This is a genomic window from Desulforegula conservatrix Mb1Pa (genome assembly GCF_000426225.1).
GTDB lineage: Bacteria > Desulfobacterota > Desulfobacteria > Desulfobacterales > Desulforegulaceae > Desulforegula > Desulforegula conservatrix.
Genome location: NZ_AUEY01000029.1, coordinates 1 through 18,509 on the forward strand (window position 1 = coordinate 1; position 18,509 = coordinate 18,509).

13 protein-coding genes and 1 pseudogene are annotated in these 18,509 nt (G+C 41.3%); 9 read left to right on the plus strand and 5 right to left on the minus strand.

Translation table 11 applies throughout. The features are described 5' to 3' along the window. Positions 1 to 189: pseudogene (locus tag K245_RS0111570) on the plus strand (IS256 family transposase); the annotation flags it as partial. 164 nt (positions 190 to 353) lie between these two features. On the opposite strand, the gene K245_RS0111575 reads toward K245_RS0111570, so the two are convergent. Next, positions 354 to 797: a bacteriohemerythrin gene (locus K245_RS0111575; RefSeq protein ID WP_027359414.1), complete on the minus strand. Its 444-nt coding sequence runs from the start codon at positions 795 to 797 to the stop codon at positions 354 to 356. Positions 798 to 901: 104 nt separating this feature from the next. Then, complete coding sequence (locus K245_RS26595; protein WP_051284057.1) at positions 902 to 4,162, minus strand: response regulator; 3,261 nt, start codon at positions 4,160 to 4,162, stop codon at positions 902 to 904. Between the two features lie 837 nt (positions 4,163 to 4,999). Here K245_RS26595 and K245_RS28055 point away from each other — a divergent pair. From K245_RS28055 to K245_RS0111600, 4 genes are all read left to right on the plus strand, one after another. Continuing rightward, positions 5,000 to 5,155: a hypothetical protein gene (locus K245_RS28055; protein ID WP_198013881.1), complete on the plus strand. Its 156-nt coding sequence runs from the start codon at positions 5,000 to 5,002 to the stop codon at positions 5,153 to 5,155. A gap of 29 nt (positions 5,156 to 5,184) precedes the next feature. Then, positions 5,185 to 6,012, plus strand: a complete 828-nt coding sequence (locus tag K245_RS0111590; protein WP_027359415.1) for a transporter substrate-binding domain-containing protein — start codon at positions 5,185 to 5,187, stop codon at positions 6,010 to 6,012. Positions 6,013 to 6,133: 121 nt separating this feature from the next. Next, positions 6,134 to 7,153, plus strand: coding sequence for an amino acid ABC transporter permease (locus K245_RS0111595; RefSeq protein WP_027359416.1), 1,020 nt, complete (start codon positions 6,134 to 6,136; stop codon positions 7,151 to 7,153). Continuing rightward, positions 7,150 to 7,881 carry an amino acid ABC transporter ATP-binding protein gene (locus K245_RS0111600; protein WP_027359417.1) on the plus strand — a complete coding sequence of 244 codons (732 nt, stop codon included), beginning with the start codon at positions 7,150 to 7,152 and terminating at the stop codon, positions 7,879 to 7,881. Before K245_RS0111595 ends, K245_RS0111600 begins: the two co-directional genes overlap by 4 nt. A 580-nt stretch (positions 7,882 to 8,461) precedes the next feature. Here K245_RS0111600 and K245_RS0111610 read toward each other — a convergent pair. Beyond that, positions 8,462 to 10,066, minus strand: a complete 1,605-nt coding sequence (locus K245_RS0111610) for an SGNH/GDSL hydrolase family protein (RefSeq protein ID WP_027359418.1) — start codon at positions 10,064 to 10,066, stop codon at positions 8,462 to 8,464. Between the two features lie 745 nt (positions 10,067 to 10,811). On the opposite strand from K245_RS0111610, the gene K245_RS0111620 reads away from it, so the two are divergent. Both K245_RS0111620 and K245_RS24095 read left to right on the plus strand, forming a co-directional pair. Continuing rightward, positions 10,812 to 13,145 (plus strand): CHAT domain-containing protein, encoded by a 2,334-nt coding sequence (locus tag K245_RS0111620; RefSeq protein ID WP_027359420.1) that lies wholly within the window; start codon positions 10,812 to 10,814, stop codon positions 13,143 to 13,145. A gap of 76 nt (positions 13,146 to 13,221) precedes the next feature. Then, on the plus strand, positions 13,222 to 14,802 hold the full coding sequence (locus tag K245_RS24095) for a ShlB/FhaC/HecB family hemolysin secretion/activation protein (RefSeq protein ID WP_051284058.1): 1,581 nt from the start codon (positions 13,222 to 13,224) through the stop codon (positions 14,800 to 14,802). A gap of 631 nt (positions 14,803 to 15,433) precedes the next feature. Here K245_RS24095 and K245_RS0111630 read toward each other — a convergent pair. Together K245_RS0111630 and K245_RS0111635 are read right to left on the minus strand one after the other, a co-directional pair. Further along, a complete protein-coding gene (locus K245_RS0111630) occupies positions 15,434 to 15,724 on the minus strand; it encodes a YebG family protein (protein ID WP_027359421.1) in 291 nt (96 codons plus the stop codon). 38 nt (positions 15,725 to 15,762) lie between these two features. Beyond that, a complete protein-coding gene (locus K245_RS0111635; RefSeq protein ID WP_027359422.1) occupies positions 15,763 to 17,139 on the minus strand; it encodes an NAD(P)H-dependent oxidoreductase in 1,377 nt (458 codons plus the stop codon). 328 nt (positions 17,140 to 17,467) lie between these two features. On the opposite strand from K245_RS0111635, the gene K245_RS0111640 reads away from it, so the two are divergent. Together K245_RS0111640 and hypB are read left to right on the plus strand one after the other, a co-directional pair. Continuing rightward, on the plus strand, positions 17,468 to 17,818 hold the full coding sequence (locus K245_RS0111640; protein ID WP_035277056.1) for a hydrogenase maturation nickel metallochaperone HypA: 351 nt from the start codon (positions 17,468 to 17,470) through the stop codon (positions 17,816 to 17,818). Further along, positions 17,818 to 18,489 (plus strand): hydrogenase nickel incorporation protein HypB, encoded by a 672-nt coding sequence (gene hypB, locus K245_RS0111645; RefSeq protein WP_027359424.1) that lies wholly within the window; start codon positions 17,818 to 17,820, stop codon positions 18,487 to 18,489. The genes K245_RS0111640 and hypB overlap by 1 nt, the downstream gene beginning before the upstream one ends. Positions 18,490 to 18,509 lie beyond the last annotated feature (20 nt).

An 18,509-nucleotide genomic window follows, 5' to 3' on the forward strand; every position in this document is an offset into this window, starting at 1 on the left:
CGTCAGTTCAGGAAACTGACCAAGACCAAAGGGGCTTTCCCTAATCAGGACAGCCTCTTGAAACTCCTTTATATGGGTATTCAAAACGCAAGCAAAAAGTGGACTATGCCGGTAAAGAACTGGTCTCAGACACTTTCACAATTGGCAATTTATTTTGAAGGAAGACTGGATAAGGAGTTAAAACTCTGATAGGTCTTTCAAAGGTATAGATGATATCGCAGATTCGCTCCAGCAGAAGCCAGCTCCTCCGACGAGCTACACTTTGGCCCATTCTCGGAGCTGACTTCTGCTTACTCTCATCTATATGACGCTTTGGAAATCAAAAATGTGACACAGAACTTTGAATACTCCCACTATCTGTTTTTTTTCTTGCCTACATTGCACGCTTCAACATATCTGTGCAGCCTCACGTAAGGAGCATATCGTCCGTCCCAGTAATCCGAATGATGTTCCAGCCATTCCTCTATAAGCCTGATATAGTCATCTTTAACCGTTGCGCAGTCATCGGCAAACATTTTTCTGAACATTATTATCTTGCGGATGAATTCCCTGTGATCTTTCCTGTGCTGCTGGTGGTCAGGAAAATGGCATGCGACCATCCCCTTTTCTTCCTGATTAAATCTGTGTCTCACAAAATCAGTGAGATCGGAAATCATGTCATAGATTTCCTTCTGGTCACCAGACGCGTTAACAGCATCCACTATTCCATTTATTCGCTCTATGATCTGTTTCTGCTGATCATCTATTTCAGGCAGTTTTACACAAAAACGATCAGACCATTTTATTTTTACCATCATAATTTAAGAAATACCCCTTAATATACAAAATTTTAAATCTAAACATTTAGATAATAATCAAATAAATACAAAATGCAATAATGAGTATGGGATCTACGGCAATATCAAATAAACTTTGTAATAGACGCCAGAATTTTCCTCGCTTCATCAAATTTATACTCATCAATACAATTCTTGATATCATTCAGTAAACCATTAATTTCAGAACCCAGGCCATTTTTCTCAAGGAAATATGCTTTAAGATTCTGAAAAGTCTTTTCTGAATTTACAGGATCAAAATCCTGGAGCTCGCGGTCAAGAATTGGGAGAATATAATGAAGGTCGGATTCCTCGATTGAAAGGCAAGCCTCAGGTTGCTGCAGGGATGATGCTTCTTTCGTAGCCATGTTCTCAATTTCGAGCTTATGCACGGCTGAAAAAACCTCAGAAAGAGCCACATCAAGATCATCAAGAATTGAATAAGCGGCGCCTGTCTCGTTCTTTTCAAGGGCTTTTTCCATGGACATGGCAAGCTGCCTTACTTTGAGAGCAGATATGTTTGCGGATGCTCCATTCAAAGAATGGGCAAGAAGTCTGGCCTCATTGAAAGAATCTTTATCCATAAGTTCCCTGAGATCTTTGGCCACATTTGTAAAATGCTTAGAAAAAAAAGAAGCAAGCCTGAGGTAAAAATCCATGGAATCCCCCAGCCTTTCCATACCGTCTTTAATGTCAAGCACCTGTGACTGAATCATTTCATTGTTTTCTGTTTTATTTGACATATTCATATCAGCTGCGGATTTGATGTTGTCTGCATCTTTCATATTCAGATTGTTCTTAAGAGCCGAAAAAAGAGCATTCCTATTTATCGGTTTCGTGACATAATCATTCATACCTGCGGCAATGCATTTTTCACGATCTCCCTGCATTGCATGGGCTGTTATAGCTATAACAGGAACGTCAAGCTTAAGCTCCTGCCTTATGATCTTGGTAGCTTCGATACCATCCATATCCGGCATCTGCACATCCATGAGAACAACATCATAGGATCTCTTTGCCAGGGATGAAATGGCCGCGACCCCGGTTGAGGCCCATTCAATCTTCGCTCCGGTGCTTTCCAGTATCTCGAATACGACTTTCTGGTTAATGGGGTTATCCTCAACAAGGAGAATATTGATACCGGCAAAGGAATGATTTTTCAGCGAAGAACTTTTAGTTTCATGTGATCTTTTAATGTTATACCCGAAAACTTCCATAAGTGTATCAAAAAGTATGGATTGCTTGACTGGTTTAAGAATAAACCCTTCTGAGCCGGCGTCTTTTGATCTTTGAAAGTCTGAGTCGCCGCCATAGGCACTTACATTTATGACACGCATCCTTGACCTCAAAGAACCATCCTTGAGTATTCTGGAAAGATCTATTCCGTCCATATCGGGTAAACCTACATCAACTATGGCTAACCCAAAAAAGTCCTTATTTCTTATGCTTTCATCATGGGTAATCATTGCCTGGGAAGCATTTGCCGCCATTTCCACCCTGAAGCCAAAGGAATCCATATAGCGTTTGATCACCAGCATTGTGGACGGATTATCCTCAACAAGAAGAACTTTCATGTTCTTCATATTTTCAGGAAATACAAGGCCAGAATCCCTCTCTTCGATATATCTGAAAATGCCGGTGAAGAAAAAACAACTCCCCTCACCAGGGGTGCTTTCGACCCAGATATCTCCATCCATCATTTTCACAATTTTCTTGCAGATTGCCAGCCCAAGGCCTGTTCCCCCATATTTTCTGGTCGTGGACCCATCAGCCTGGGCAAAAGCATCAAAAAGCCTGTCAAAGAGTTCGGGCTTCACGCCAATTCCGGTGTCCCTCACAGATACAAGCAGTTCAACGCTTTCAAAACCTCTACTCTTGACATTTAAGGAAACGCAGATTTCTCCTTCGGATGTAAATTTAAATGCGTTTGAAACAAGATTTATAAGTACCTGTCTGAATCTCAGTGGGTCTGTGAATATTTTTGATGGAACATCAGAAGATATGTCGATCACGAATTCAATATTTTTTTCAATATTTCTGCCTGAAAACATATCACAGACCTCATAGACAACATCCCTGACATGAAAATATACTGTTTCAAAGTCAAGCTTGCCGGCCTCTATTTTCGAAAAATCGAGGATGTCGTTGATAAGCCCAAGGAGTGATCTTGCAGAAGATCTGACAATATTGACATATTCCCTTTGTTTTCGATTAAGATCAGTCTCGACAGCAAGCTCGCACATGCCAAGTATCGCGTTCATAGGAGTGCGTATCTCATGGCTCATATTTGCAAGAAACTCACTTTTTGCCCTTACTGATGCATCAGCCATTTCTTTGGCTTTCTGAAGCTCCAGATTCATTCTTTTCAACTCTGAAGTACGCTCGTCCACCAGTTGTTCAGCTTCTCCATGGGCCTTCTGGAGGTCGTATTCAACTTTTTTACGTGAAGTTATATCTATGAGGGAGGCAATGCTTTTTGTAGTATCAGGGAGAAGACCAACCCTTACAAAAATATCCTTGATATTACCATTTACGTCAACAAACCTGAATTCATACTCGGAAGGGGCACTGGCCTCACAAGTTCTCCTGTTTCTGTGATATTCAGCCATCTTAGGCAAATCTGATGAATGAACAAAACTTGACCATTTCAATTTGCCCTCAATCTCTTCCTTGGGTCCACCCCAAAGTCTTACAAAAATGGCATTTGCCATGGATACGGTCATATCTTCTTCAATTATTATTGTTGCAGTTCCAGTGTTTTCGAAGACACTTCTGTACCTTGCCTCACTTTCCTGCAGATCCCTTGTTCTTGTCTTGTCTATATTTTTTATTAGCTCAATTCTGTAAACAAGGAGGTAAATATAAAAAATAAGAAAGATGCATATGACGAAAAAAACGATTGAAGCCGGATTATAGCCGAACTCGTTGAATCTCAAAGCAAACACGACTGGGGACAGAAGGCCGAGAAAAACAATCAGGGACTTGAGAATCTTCAAACCATGCTGAAGTCCGTTACCTATTACTGCAACCAATATGAAAATTGAGCAGGGCGGGGGCTGATACGGATCAAAAAGCCATACCATTGCTCCTGCAAAGATATCAACCAGACTGCTAAGGCTGACAGACAGATTTTTTCTTCTGGATGATAAAAAAAAGGCTATTATTGCATGTATCAGAACATACGATATTGCGGCAGATACTGCGGCAATTTTTGAAAAAAAGGGAGAAGGTCTGTCAAGTATGCCAATATAAATCAAAAGCAAAACAATGGCAGATGCCCTGACAAAATACTGTATATTCATCGAGTTTGTTTTATTGCGATGAAGAAAATGATCCAAAAAACTCATACCATGAATCCTGTATGCAAATCAGGCGCAATATACAGTAAAAGCCGCATCCTTTAAATGACACGCACCTGAAACTCTCATAAATTATAAGCTAACTCTAACGAAAACTTCATTAATCAGTAACTGTTATATTAATAGAGCATTTTGATCAATTCAACTTTGTAAAAAAAATACGGAATCCCCATAAATGCTGACAATGACTCAAAAAGCCCGATTACCGTCATTCCGGCGTAGGCCGCAATCCAGAAGCATTTGTAAATACCGGATGCCGGATTAAGTCAGGCATGACGCTGAAGGCCTGTATTGGAATGACGGAATCCGGCTGGTTTTTGTCCATATTTTGACGACTTCAGCCATTAAATTATATGGCTATGGTCAATTCTCAGTAATATATGAAAAGGTCATGGCCTGAACATTTGTAAGACTCTAAAAATATCAGTATTTTTGCCTACTAACAAAACCACAAAGTTTTTGCGGAGCTTTTTCCAAAAAGCAACCCGCCGGAGGCACCCTGCTTAACGTCGGATTATGGACAAAGGGCGTCCTAATCCGACCTACGCATCACCCTTATTTTGATAACAAATTAACCATAAAAGATACTTCTTAACTGAAAATCAGGCAGAGCCAGCTTAATTTATTACCAGGTATACTGATCTTTTTCTGCGACCCGGCCTTTTTGCGACCTTGCCGATTTGGTAACACCACCGAGCTTTATAAGGCCTTTCTATGATAACAATATTTTATTGACCGCAAACGGAGTATCCATTATGTTTCGATAAAAAAATTTAATTGTATGCAAGTTACAATTATTCTTTCCATAACAGCAATGGAGTCGAAATGCGCGGAGACAGAGCAGAGGCAATAGAAGCGGAATGTCCGAAATGCAAGACAACCCAGATTGTCTACATTCCAAAGGAAGAAATACCAATATGCCATATATGCAAAGTCAGAATGGTAATTAAAGAATTGCTTGATGAAGGCAAGAGTAGCTAATATTTTTTAAACATAGGGGAGATTTTTAAATGAAAAAGAACTGGATTCTTGGAGCAGTGACCTTGGTTCTTCTTGTTGCCGGTTTTGCAGGGATTTCAACTGCGGCAGACATCGAACTTGCAAAGAAATCAACACTCGAGGATATCATCAAACGTGGTGAACTAAGGGTTGGTTTTGAAGCCGGGTACATTCCTTTTGAAATGACAGATAAAAAAGGCGGATTTGTCGGTTTTGATATTGATATTGCAAAAGAAATGGCAAAAGCTCTTAAAGTAAAATTTGTTCCGGTGAACACTGCATGGGACGGAATTATTCCGGCTCTTGTAACCCAAAAATTCGACATAATTATGAGCGGGATGACCGTTACCCAGGAAAGAAATATTCAGATAAACTTTGCTGATCCATATATTGTAGTTGGTCAGACAATCCTTCTCAGCAAAAAACATGAAGGCAAGGTAAAATCCTACAAAGATCTGAATGATCCGAAATACACAGTGGTTTCAAAACTTGGTACAACAGGCGAACAGGCCACCAAGAGAGAAATTCCTAAATGTACTTACAAGTCTTTTGAAACAGAAGCAGAAGCCCTTCTTGAAGTTGTCAACGGCAAGGCAGACGCTTATGTCTACGACAAGCCAAACTGCGTTGTTGCCCTTGCAGAACAGGGATCTGACAAACTTGTTTTCCTTGACCAGCCTTTCACATACGAGCCTCTTGCATGGGGCGTACGCAAAGGCGATCCTGACTTCATGAACTGGCTGAATAATTTTCTCAGACAGATCCAGAACGATGGAACCTATGAGAGAATCAACAACAAATGGATCAAATCAACTGACTGGTACAAAGATATCAAATAGTTGATATTTTAATTATCAAACAGGCTGCCAGAATGACCGGGCAGCCTGTTTGATTTTTTTGGCTTAGTCAAACCCCGGAATTTTCCGGGCCAAGAGCAACATAAATACCAAAGGACAGAAAATGGCCTTTTCTCTTAATCCGGGCGCACAGGAAAAAAGCAGACAATATTACGTGATGTGGACCAGCGCGTTTTTTCTTGTAATACTTGGAATCGTTTTCAGCCTGTACTTTTCAACAAAACAGATTGATTATGTATGGCGCTGGAACAGAGTTCCCCAGTATTTCATATATCAGGACAATGTTGGCATTGCAGCCGAGTTACCCGGCGAAATCGGTAATATCGAAAACAAGGGCGAAAACTCAATCGTCACTTTAAAAACCGATGAAGGTTTGAAAGACTATACAGTACCGTCAAAGGGATTGCTTGTCAGCCAGGGAGACATGATAAAAGCAGGAGATATTCTTTCTTCCGTGAAACAATGGAAGCCAGGGATTCTTCTTGAAGGCATGTGGCTGACATTGGTCGTAAGCTTCATTTCGACCATAATAGGAGTAATAATCGGACTTTTCACAGGACTTGCGAGAATCTCCGAAAATCCTGCTCTCAAATGGTCTGCAATAACTTATATTGAAATCATCAGAGGATCACCTCTCCTCGTTCAGATATACATCTGGTATTTTGTTCTTGGAACTCTCACAAACTCGATGCTTGAAAAATACAGCGCAACAGGATGGAAAATCCCTCCTCTGTGGTTTGGCATAGCCTCAATGGCTTTTTTCACAGGCGCATATGTCGCAGAGATAGCAAGAGCTGGGATTCAGTCCATACACAGGGGACAGGTGGAGGCCGCTAGGTCTCTTGGAATGACGGCATCCCAGGCAATGATACATGTCATTCTGCCACAGGCGCTGAGACGTATCCTTCCGCCTCTGGCAGGGCAGTTCATAAGTCTTATAAAAGACTCTTCACTTCTTGGAATAATTGCTGTGAGAGATCTTACCAAGGCAACTAGAGAAGTTGTTACAACAAGCCTTCAGCCTTTTGAGCTATGGTTTCTATGCGCCCTGCTCTACCTTGTTCTTACGTTCGCGCTTTCAATTTTCCTTCAGTATCTTGAAAGGAGAGTAGTCTCAGCATGATAGAAATCAAAAATGTCATAAAAACATTTCGTGTACCGCATGAAGTAAGGGCTCTGAAAAGTGTCTCCTGTTCAGTCGTCCAGGGAGAGGTTGTGGTCATAATAGGCCCTTCAGGATCAGGCAAAAGCACCCTTTTAAGATGCATAAACCAGCTTGAAAGACCTGACTCCGGCAGCATAATCATAGATGGAACAGATATACTCAAACCAGGAACAAATATTAACAAGATCAGGGAAGAAGTCGGGATGGTTTTTCAATCATTCAACCTTTTCCCACACAAGACAGTTCTTGAAAATGTAATGCTCTCACAATTGGTAGTAAGAAAAAGGAGCAAGGCCGAAGCTGAAAAAAAAGCTTTGTTTCTCCTTGAGAAAGTTGGAATAAAGGACAAGGTCAATGTTTTCCCGGACCAGCTTTCAGGTGGACAGCAGCAAAGAGTGGCCATAGCCAGGGCTCTTGCCATGGATCCCAAGGTAATGCTCTTTGATGAACCCACATCGGCCCTTGACCCTGAAATGATCGGAGAGGTTCTGGACGTAATGAAGAGCCTTGCAAAAGAAGGCATGACAATGGTCGTGGTTACCCATGAAATGGGCTTTGCAAGGGAAGTGTCTGATAGAATAATTTTTATGGATCACGGACTCATTGTTGAAGAGGGAATCCCTGACAAAATATTCAATGCAGCAGAGAGTGACAGAACCAAACTGTTTTTGAGCCAAATACTTTAACCAGACATATTAAAAGACTGATCGCTTCCTTAAGGATTATGTTTTAAGGGGCATAAAAAATAAAAAAACAACCACCTGCCATAAAAGTAGGTGGTTGTTTTTTTCTGTCCCCCAAAGGGCAATTCTTAAGTCTGATCAGAACGTCTTTTAGCCGTAATCAGACATCGATCCGAATAAACACCCCATTATAAGCCACAGACTGTGGCTTATATTTGATCAGGCTCATTATATACTTCACATCGTCATAAATAGAACTTTTCTGTTAGATAAAAGGTCAAAGGCCGCTTTTTGAAAAAAGCTTGGCAAAAACTTTTCGGTTATGGGTTCTTTTGATCGAAAAACATATGTTCTCGACTCGTGATAAAAAAACATAAAAGTTTTGGGAAAGGTCTGGAAAACCCTTTTCCCAAAGGGTTTTCCAGTAATAATCCAACAACAGGCTTGCCATTCAAACGGCCTGACTTATTTCAAATGTTCAAGCTGTGACAGTGATGAGTATATTATATGGTCTATCAATTAAGATGGCAACGCAGGGCTCGGACTTTTTGCGAAGCCATCAATATTTCAAGCAGCCCGGCTTTTATTGAGCAGGGCTGTTGACCGTCACAAGACTTCCGACAATTGGCAGTGCCCCAGGCTCATTTTGGGGATCTGTCACAGCTCTTGCCACTATTATATAATTCCCTGGATCAGAAAAAGAATATGAGCATGAATTTGCAGATGAATATTCCTGAACAGTATTCCATGCGGTCGTATCATAGGTCGATGAGCCGTAATTACCGCAGTAAAAAAACTTGTAAGATATGGCGCTTCTGTCAGGAGTGGATGCATTCACAGATATACTAAAAGGAGATCCTGTAACAAGATCAGGCGTAGCTGTTGCTGTGTAACCGGATATATTGACCTGAGACGTACCGCCTCCAACAGAAATCATAGAACCGACAATAGGTAGCGCAGATGGTAAATTTGATGGGTCCGTAACTGCCCGGGCTACGACTATATAATTTCCTGAGCTGGGGAACGAATAGGTGCAGGAGTTTGACGTAGAATAATCCTGAACCTTTGTCCATTGAGTAGAAGAATACTCGGCTGTTCCGTAATTGGCACAATAATAGAACTCATAATAGACAGGAGCAGAACCTGTGGCAGAAGCGTTTACCGTGACTGTAACCGGCTCTGACGCCTGTATTGTCTGCTGGGATGACGAGATATTGTATCCGGTCACAGCAACGACAGGGCTGATACGGTTTACGGTTGTGCCTGAGCTTGAAAAAACAGCATCGGCAAGTCTCTGATGCGCCCTGGTCATGGGATGAATCATATCCCAGAAAAAATAATCCGAGGCAGGTTCATTATGCTCAAGGGTTCTGTTTCCGTTCGCATCATATTTCATATATGTTTCTGTGGTATTTGCAAATGCTCCGCTCGAAAGCTCAGCGTTGATATGACTGAAAACATCGAATTTAATTACGGAAGCGTCGGCATGGGAAGAGGCGAACTGATCAACAAGGTTCCACAGATACTGATTATACATGGTGCTCATCAAGGTAGCGACGGCCCTCATCTCTGATGATGAAGACGAAAATGCAGGGGCCTTGCCAATGTCAGGAAGATTCAGCACAAGAAAATTTCTGCCGCCTTTTTCATAGATATTTTCCATGGCCTGGACAGTAACTCCGGTTGCGCCTAAAATAAGAGAATCAGGTGATGTATATTTGGACTCTCCTCTGCTGTATTCAAGAAGATCATTTCCTCCGATCCATATGGAAAAAAGAGTTCCTGTTGAATCAATTACAGGGTTTGAGGCTAAATATGAATTAACCTGACCACTGAGACCAAGGTCCGGAAGAGCCCCGGAATTTATCATGGACTGGACACTTGAATTTTCGTGGCCTTCGGTCATGGCACCTGCTATTGCCCTGTCATCAAGATCAGAGTTCGTTCTTTTTTTTAGATAGTCAAGCCAAACATCTCCGTTGGACCAGGTCGTGAGCGCTCCGTTGGGATTTGACACAGGATCATAAGCTCCGATATATTTTTGAAGACCTCCGTGGTCACTAAGGCTGTCACCAAAAGCGACTATTCTGGGAAAACTGGCTGCGCCTGCGATGGCGGGCAAAAATAATAAAAAGCAAAGAACGGAACAGAACATGGCTCTTAAAAAACGATTTGGTAGAATTGGCATTCCTATCTCCTTTTTGACTAACAAGATCTGCAGATACAAATTGATCGGAAGTTCCGGAGTATAAATCCGGCCTTATAATGGCGAGAAACGCTGAATATTTATCATCAAAGCACTGTGATTTTCAATAGTAGATTGATTTTATGAAATAAGTATTTCTGTTTATATATCATAAATTTTGACAAAGTCTCATCTAAAGCAGATGGATCTTTAAAATCAAATAAACATTGATGGACTCGCAAAAAGTAAAAAAAGATCGACGCGTCATGCCGGACTTGATCCGGCGTCTTTGTATTCTCAGATGATTCTGGATTCAGGCGCAGGCCGGAATGACGAAAGTCGGACTTTTTGCGACGCTGTCAACATTCAATCATTAATGTGGCTCTGTCTTATTTTCAGCTTGAGAGCCTTCGGCGAGTCGCTTTTTGTAAAAATCTCCGCAAAAACGTTATGATTATGTCAGATGCTTGGAAAACAATACTTTCGTTATTTTTGTAAATCATTTTTTTCAGATCAGACAATCATACTGGAAATAGTGCATAGCCATTATCATTAATGTTTATTTTTAAAACTGTTCCATGGTATAAAAAAATAATAGCTGATCTTATAAGCCACACCATCTTTAACGCCCATAGTTCCGACAAATGTCTTTCCCGTCTTGTCAAGTTTCACGGACTTCAAAATTATTTACTCGCCATAAAAGCATATATTCAAAATGTTTTGTGGCTAAAGGCAAAGGTTTTGAATCATGAATCCTAAATACAAGTCTTGTCCCCAAAACTGTTTTTTCAGTATTAACAGTCTCATTCTGTTCATGTTTATTTTTATCTGCCTTGATTCTGCAATGGCCGGGCAAGGTAAAGGGAATGACCAGATCATCCATCAAATTAACATAATCGACTCATTGATGGATAAAGGGGATTTTAAGGAAGCCTCAATTCTTGCGGAAAAAACCGCTATAAGCTTAGAATCCCAAAAAAAACAAAAAATACGCGCCCAGTTTCTATGTATTCAGGCAGAAGCCTTGAGCTCAATGGGATTTAATTCAAAGGCTCTTGATATTCTGGATAAAGCAGGAAAAGAGGCGGTCAGTATTGATGACATGGACGTTAATACAAAGATTCATCTCCTGAAAGGATCCATTCTCATCCTGAAAATGAAAACCATCGATGCCAAGTCAGAGCTTGAAAAAAGCCTTGATCTGGCAGTAAAAACCGGGAACAAAAGGCTTGAGGCGCTGATATTCAATAGTCTGGGAAACCTTAATGTTGTTGATGGAAATTACGAAGGGGCCATAAGCTCATTTATCAAAAGTTCAGACCTTGCTTTAAGTGTCAGGGACAAAGTTTCATGTGTCAATGCCATGATCAACGCGTCTAAGGTTATGATTGATCAGGGAGACACAGGGAAAGCATATTCCTTACTTGAAAAGGCGCTGGCAGAAACCGAAAATCTTCCTGGTGACAGGGACAAGATATTCAGCATTCTCGCAATATCTGATCTTTCCAAAAACATCAGCTATACGGATCATGAACGCCAAGAAAATCTGAGCAAAAAACTCCCTTCACTCTACGACATGGCTTTAAAGATTTCCGAAAAAAACAGGGATCATATTGCCGCGTCATATGCTTTGGGAGGTCTTGGGTCTTACCACGAAAACAGAAAGGAATATAAAGAAGCCCTTGACCTGACCTACAAGGCAATTTTAAAGGCCCAGATTTCAGGCTCTGGGGAATCCCTGATGAGATTGCACTGGCAGGCTGGAAGAATAACAAAAGCAGTAGGTAAAAAGGATGAGGCCTTATCTGAGTACGAAAAATCCGTTTACTATATCAAAAAGTCAAGAAATGATCTTTCAGACGATTGCAGAAGTGGCAAATCAACATACAAGGACATCGTGGGGCCAGTCTATCTTGAGTTCGTCGATCTGATGCTTGAAAAATCATCAACAAGTGCCCAGGAAGAAAAGCAGACTCTGCTGAAAAAAGTCCTCGTTACCCTGGAAAGCCTTAAAACAGCTGAAATCCAGGATTATTTCAAGGATGAATGCATAACAGCAATGGAATCCAAAATATCTTCAACAGAGGCAGTATCCTCAAATACTGCTGCACTTTATCCTGTAATCCTTCCGAAGAGAACTGAGCTGATTCTAAGTATCCCCGGCCAGATTATCCAAAAAACTGTGAATGTTGATTCAGATAAAATGACTGAAACAATAAACAATTTCAGATCAAGACTTGAGAATTCCGGCAACTCGTATTTTATGAAGGATTCCAACAAGCTTTACGATTGGCTTATTCGTCCGATTGAAGAAATTCTTGAAAAGAATTCCATCAAAACAATAGTCATAATACCGGACGGCCCCATAAGGACAATTCCAATGGCTGCCCTTAACGACGGAGAGTCATTTCTGATCGAAAAATACTCGATTGTGACAACTCCAGGCCTCACCCTCACTGATCCTAATCCACTGGAAAAAAAAGGAATCAAACTTCTGATGGCAGGTCTTACTGAGTCAGTGCAGGGCTTTTCTGCCCTTCCGAATGTCGAAAAAGAAGTCGACTATCTGAACAAAAATTTCAAAAGCAAGGTACTTCAGAACGGAAAATTCACATCATCGAATATCGAAAATTCAATGGGAAACGCGCCATATTCAATAATTCACATAGCGACCCACGGTCAGTTTGACAGGAATCCTTCTAAAACCTTTCTGCTGACATATGACGGACGCTTGACACTGGATGACCTGGATAAACTCATAAAGCCAAGCAAGTACAGCGAAAATCCTGTTGAACTGCTTACACTCAGCGCATGCCAGACAGCGGTCGGAGATGACAGGGCCGCCCTCGGACTAGCTGGTGTCGCCGTAAAATCTGGAGCAAGATGCGCCCTTGCAAGTCTGTGGTTTATTGATGACGAAGCGACGTCCCGTCTCATTACAAGATTCTATGATGAACTTAAAAAACCCGAAATGTCCAAGGCCGAAGCCATCAGAATCGCCCAGGTCAGCCTTCTGAACCAGGATGACTTCAAACATCCGGCATTCTGGTCACCGTTTCTTCTCATAGGAAACTGGTTATGACTCTTTCATTTGTATTTTTCATTCAACATCTGACAACATCAATATCTGACTGATTAATGATCAGAATGGGGAAAATATGAAAAAAAACACATTAATCATGATTGTTCTGCTTGTTGTATTAATACCTTCTATTTCAGCATATTCAGACACAGGCAAAATAAATGTCAGAAAATTCGTATTCAGCGGGAATACCGCCTTTTCAGACAAAGAGCTTTCAGAAATATCCTCGGCTTTTGAAAACCGGGAACTGAGCTTAGGCGAACTTGAGGATCTGAGATACAAACTTAGCATGTTCTATATTGACAAAGGTTTTATAAATTCAGGTGTAATGATTCCTGACCAGAAAATGCCTGATGATAACGGAAATATCGTTCTTAAGATTGTTGAGGGCAGTCTTGATAAAATAGAAATCACCGGAAATGAGAGGCTCAGAAATAGTTACATAGAAGATAGAATAAGACTCGGAGCTGAACCACCATTAAACATGAACAAGATTCAGGAAAGACTTCAGATAATTCAGATCAATCCTCTGATTGAGACAATAAATGCAGATCTCAAACCTGGAATTGCTCCGGGGAAAGCAGACCTCGACGTAAAAATCAACGAGGCAAGGGCATATCATGGAGGACTGCAATACAGTAACAGTTATTCTCCGGGAGCTGGAAGCCAGGTTCTCGAAGCTTTTGCCTCACACGAAAACCTTACAGGCAACGGCGACACACTCGAACTCAAATACGGTTTTACAGAAAGCCTTTACGACTATTCAGGGTCATATTCCATTCCTGTAAGCCCCGAAGATACGCGTATAAGACTATCTTACTCAAGAAACTCTTCAACCCTTATTGAAGAACCTTTTGACGAGCTTGATATAGAAAGCAGAAGCGAAAACTATGAAATATCCATAACCCATCCTGTTTACAAAAAAATGGATTCTGAAGTCATATTAGGATTAATGGCAAAAAAAGAATACAGTGAAACCTATCTTCTGAACAAGCCATTCTCATTTTCAGAGGGAGTCATTAACGGGAAAAGCGATGTAAGCGTTATCAGATTCTCCCAGGATTTTGTCTCAAAAAGTGGCTATCAGGTTGTTGCCGCACGCTCATTATTAAGCCTTGGCATAAATGCATTCGGTTCAACAGATACTGCAATGGCTCCTGACAGCCAGTTTCTTTCATGGATAGGACAGATTCAATGGGCCAGGCAGATGGAAAAGCTATTAAATTCCCAGATGATAATAAGGACAGATATCCAGCTAGCAGCGGACGCTCTCCTGCCCATAGAACAGTTTGCCATAGGCGGAGGAAAAAGCGTCAGGGGGTACAGGGAAAACCAGCTTGTAAGGGACAATGGGATTGTTTCATCAATAGAGCTAAGGATTCCACTCATAAATCTGAAAATTCCGGGAGTAAGCAGTAATCCAGAAGACGGAAGGCTTTCGCTCGCGCCTTTTTTCGATTATGGAGCCGGATGGAACACGAGGAGAAGATCACCTGGAGCGCTAAATATCTCAAGCGCAGGACTCGGACTAAGATATGATCCTTCACAATACGCCCACGCCCATATTTACTGGGGATTCGCATTCAGGGATATTGACACTTCTGATGACGACCTTCAGGATGATGGAATACACTTCCTTGTGTCATGCTGGTTTTAGTTAGCGTTTGAAAATTCAAAAAGAATCATTAATTTAGAAAAGGTTCATGTTCCCCTTAAATGTTGAAAAGCGAAATACTGACCTTTTTGTAATACTGGATCTTGGGGAACTATTTTTAAAAAATTCCTTAAGTCCCCTCAAAAACCTTATGTTTTTTTTATTATCATGCGCAAAGGTTATAAAATTGTATATGCTCAGCTTACTTACCTGAAAGTTTTTGCGGAGCTTTTTTTAAAAAGCGACCCGCCGGAGGTATTCGGACCAATGTTCGGATTACGAGCAAAGGACGCTCTAATCCGACCTACTTATTGGCCTACGAATTGGCCTTTTTTAGCCGAATTACCCTTGATCGACTCGCAAAAAGTCAAAAAATGGCTTTAGCGTCATGCCGGACTTGATCCGGCATCTTTGTATTCTCAGATACTTCTGGGCTACGGCCTGCGCAGGAATGACGAGAATCGAACTTTTTGCGACATCGTCACCCTTAGGCTCATAATTTCTGATTGATGATTTTTGAAACAAAGCGATCAATCATAAATCCAAATTCTAAAATCAAAAATCGTGGTGATGTGGGGACGTTTTATCCCCACACTTATTTCAGAATTAAAACATACCCGGAATTACAGAGTTTTTATTCTTCTTCCTTAACAGCCTTGTCCTTTGGCTCACCAGTCTTTTTAGGAGACTGGGCCGCGGGCGCGACTTTAAGAATAGAGGTAACTTTTTCGCTGTTTTCCGCAAGGAAATAGGCCAGATCCTCCAGCTTTTTTTCATCTATTCCGAGTTCGGCTGTTTTCATGAAATCAAGCAAGCCCTCAGCCACATCCAGCATTTTATCGTAGGCATCAGCCTCTTTTTTGGTTGTGAATACCATTTTCTGGACTCCGTTTCGAACCACAACATACTGAATAACAACTGCCATGGAAAATCTCCTTGTTACACCGGAATCCCGGCGCTTTTTTACTTTGTCTCGACAATTTTCTGATGCGGTTTTACCATCTCTGTCTTTAGCATTTTACGAATAGCTCCCCTCATCTGGGGATCTTTTGTAAGCTCAAACATGGTTGCATTAGTATCCATTGCGCGCTTGTCATCCTGTGGAAAATCATAGATTCCATGATTGTCGAAATACATATGATCAGCCTGGAATACAAATCTGTGGCGACCATATACATCATCCCTGAAAACCTTCATCCCTGCTTTACCAAGAAACGTCGAAGGCCTGACATACGAATCTTTTGCCATCCTGAGGCTCTTTTCAGCCATTTCTCTGATAAGGGCATCAATCACTGAATTATCTGCTGGTTCGTCTGTTATTATATCAACAAGGTTTGCGCCCTGCCATTCAGCAAAGGCTTCCAGGACTTCGCGTATCGGGGCAATCTGGGCAAGCGGGCCTGAAATCATAAAACCAAGCTGTTTGCCGATCATTGTTGGTGTGTGGGTATTATAAAAGCCCCTGTCAAAAAACTGCTTCCAGGTCGATGAAAGGAATCTGTCCTTTATATCTCCGGCAAAAATGAGAATATCGGCAGGTTTTACCTTGTTTTCATAAAAGGCAATAAAATCGTCTTTATCACCATATACGCAATTATGGTCAAAACCACACTGAATGCAGCCAAGACAGCCCCCGCTTACATTTAGATCAGAAAGATCAAGCACTTCTGCTCTTTCAAACTGGGAAGCAATTTTATCTACCATTGCAGGTAGATTCGACCCTTGTCTTTTGGCGTCAATAAGAATAACGACTCTCTTGTCGCTTAAAAGCTTTAGTTCCGAAGTTTCAGTGGATTTATACGCAAAGGCGGATTTTAAAACAGGAAGAAATGCCCTGGAGCAAGGCCTTTTGCTTGTGGCTGTTTCAAAAATATGGCCTGCAAAACTAAGAAGTCTTGAGCGTTGTCCATCTTCAAGCAGATCATAGGAATCGGCTGAATAAGAACCGGCAAAATTCATTCCGAGATCCTCGCACACTGCCCTTAAATATGAATGGGCCGAATGGTCGAAAAAATTTATGGACGTGGTGATGCATGCAGCATATTTACCCTTGAATGCGGCAGCATTCCCGCTCGCAAATATCAATTCTATGAACCGCTTGAACTGGGAAGGGATATTAAAGGTATATACAGGTGTCGCCATAATGATCATTTCAGATGATGAAATCTGGGCTACAACCTCTGACACCTTGGCCGGATCCTTTTCAAGAGATTTGATTTCACGGCCTATGTGAATGATATTCATCTCGTGGGCAGGAAAATGCTTCTGAATAAAAAGTACGGACTGCAATGTGACGGACAGCTCGCCTTTGGGGCTTCCGCTTAGCACACAAATACGCATAATCGCTCCTTTAACGGTTTGTGTCTTAATTACCATGCAATCAATGCACGGAAATATGAAAAAGATAGGTTAAAACAAACTGCTGAACAAGAAAAAAGTGGTTTAAAAAATGTAAATCCTGCCTGTTTTTTGTTATCCATGAAATTTGCGTTTATCTTGCAAAAAAAATAATTCTGGACAGAATCCCGGACAAAAAGGTATGTATACAAAATAAATTAATACATGTTTTTCCCAATAAATAAAGCATATATATTGTCTTCACGCATATTAAATTATTTGGCATATAAAATATTGATTAGTAACCATTATCAATTTGGGCAACTTCAGAGTGCATGAACTTCCAATAACAAAAAGCATACTTGATGTGGTTGTAAAACACGCGGCCCTGAACAGGGTTGAAAAAGTGGTATCCATCACTCTGAATATCGGCGTTCTTTCTGATCTTGAGCCTGAATTCATCCAGAAATATTTTGACTGGATAAGCAAGGGAACTGTTGCTGACGGGGCAATACTTAAAATGAACAAATCACCGCTGATTCTTCTGTGCAGTGCTTGTTCATGGTCTTATGAACAGGACATATCTTCCGGCTCTTTCACCTGCCCTGAATGCGGGGCAAGCGAGGGATTCAGGATAGTATCTGGCAAAGGCTATTATATACAGGACATGGAGGTTATGTGATGGATGAGGTTCGTCTTATCGAAGTTAAGGAAGATATTCTTGCAGACAATGACATCAAGGCTGGAGAATTACGTGAGTCACTAAAGAAAAGCGGGACCTTTCTTATGAACCTCATGTCTTCCCCTGGTTCCGGCAAAACCAGCCTGATTCTGAGAACAGGCGAAAAGCTCAAAAAGAGCCTCCGGATCGGGGTTATAGAAGCCGATATCGATTCAAAGGTCGACGCTGAAAAAGTCGCTGCTTCAGGAATAAAGGCTGTTCAGCTTAAAACCGGAGGTTTTTGCCATCTTGACGCGTCAATGGTTGAAACAGGTCTTGATGCCATAGGAGTTGAGGACCTGGATCTGATCATAATTGAAAATGTCGGTAATCTTGTCTGCCCTGCCGAATTTGACACAGGCGCTGCTAAAAATGTCATGATCCTGAGCGTCCCCGAAGGCGATGACAAACCACTGAAATATCCCCTAATGTTTTCAGTATGCCATGTTCTTCTTGTAAACAAGACTGACTACATGGAACTGAGCGATTTCAGCATGGATGCCATGGAACAGAGAGTGCGCAGATTAAACCCGAACATAAAAATATTCCCTATTTCCTGCAAGACAGGCGAAGGGATTTCCGAATGGACAGAATGGCTTGAAAATGAGGTGAAAAATTTTCAGGGCTTATAGTTTACCAAGAGGCCAATTCG

What these genes read in the sequence shown, in the direction of transcription:
- K245_RS24095 (WP_051284058.1), top strand. Translation starts at nt 13,222, where the DNA reads ATGAAAAAAAACACATTAATCATGATTGTTCTGCTTGTTGTATTAATA.
- K245_RS0111620 (WP_027359420.1), top strand. Translation starts at nt 10,812, where the DNA reads ATGAATCCTAAATACAAGTCTTGTCCCCAAAACTGTTTTTTCAGTATT.
- K245_RS0111635 (WP_027359422.1), bottom strand. Translation starts at nt 17,139, where the DNA reads ATGCGTATTTGTGTGCTAAGCGGAAGCCCCAAAGGCGAGCTGTCCGTC.
- K245_RS0111610 (WP_027359418.1), bottom strand. Translation starts at nt 10,066, where the DNA reads ATGCCAATTCTACCAAATCGTTTTTTAAGAGCCATGTTCTGTTCCGTT.
- K245_RS28055 (WP_198013881.1), top strand. Translation starts at nt 5,000, where the DNA reads ATGCGCGGAGACAGAGCAGAGGCAATAGAAGCGGAATGTCCGAAATGC.
- K245_RS26595 (WP_051284057.1), bottom strand. Translation starts at nt 4,162, where the DNA reads ATGAGTTTTTTGGATCATTTTCTTCATCGCAATAAAACAAACTCGATG.
- K245_RS0111630 (WP_027359421.1), bottom strand. Translation starts at nt 15,724, where the DNA reads ATGGCAGTTGTTATTCAGTATGTTGTGGTTCGAAACGGAGTCCAGAAA.
- K245_RS0111600 (WP_027359417.1), top strand. Translation starts at nt 7,150, where the DNA reads ATGATAGAAATCAAAAATGTCATAAAAACATTTCGTGTACCGCATGAA.
- hypB (WP_027359424.1), top strand. Translation starts at nt 17,818, where the DNA reads ATGGATGAGGTTCGTCTTATCGAAGTTAAGGAAGATATTCTTGCAGAC.
- K245_RS0111575 (WP_027359414.1), bottom strand. Translation starts at nt 797, where the DNA reads ATGATGGTAAAAATAAAATGGTCTGATCGTTTTTGTGTAAAACTGCCT.
- K245_RS0111595 (WP_027359416.1), top strand. Translation starts at nt 6,134, where the DNA reads ATGGCCTTTTCTCTTAATCCGGGCGCACAGGAAAAAAGCAGACAATAT.
- K245_RS0111590 (WP_027359415.1), top strand. Translation starts at nt 5,185, where the DNA reads ATGAAAAAGAACTGGATTCTTGGAGCAGTGACCTTGGTTCTTCTTGTT.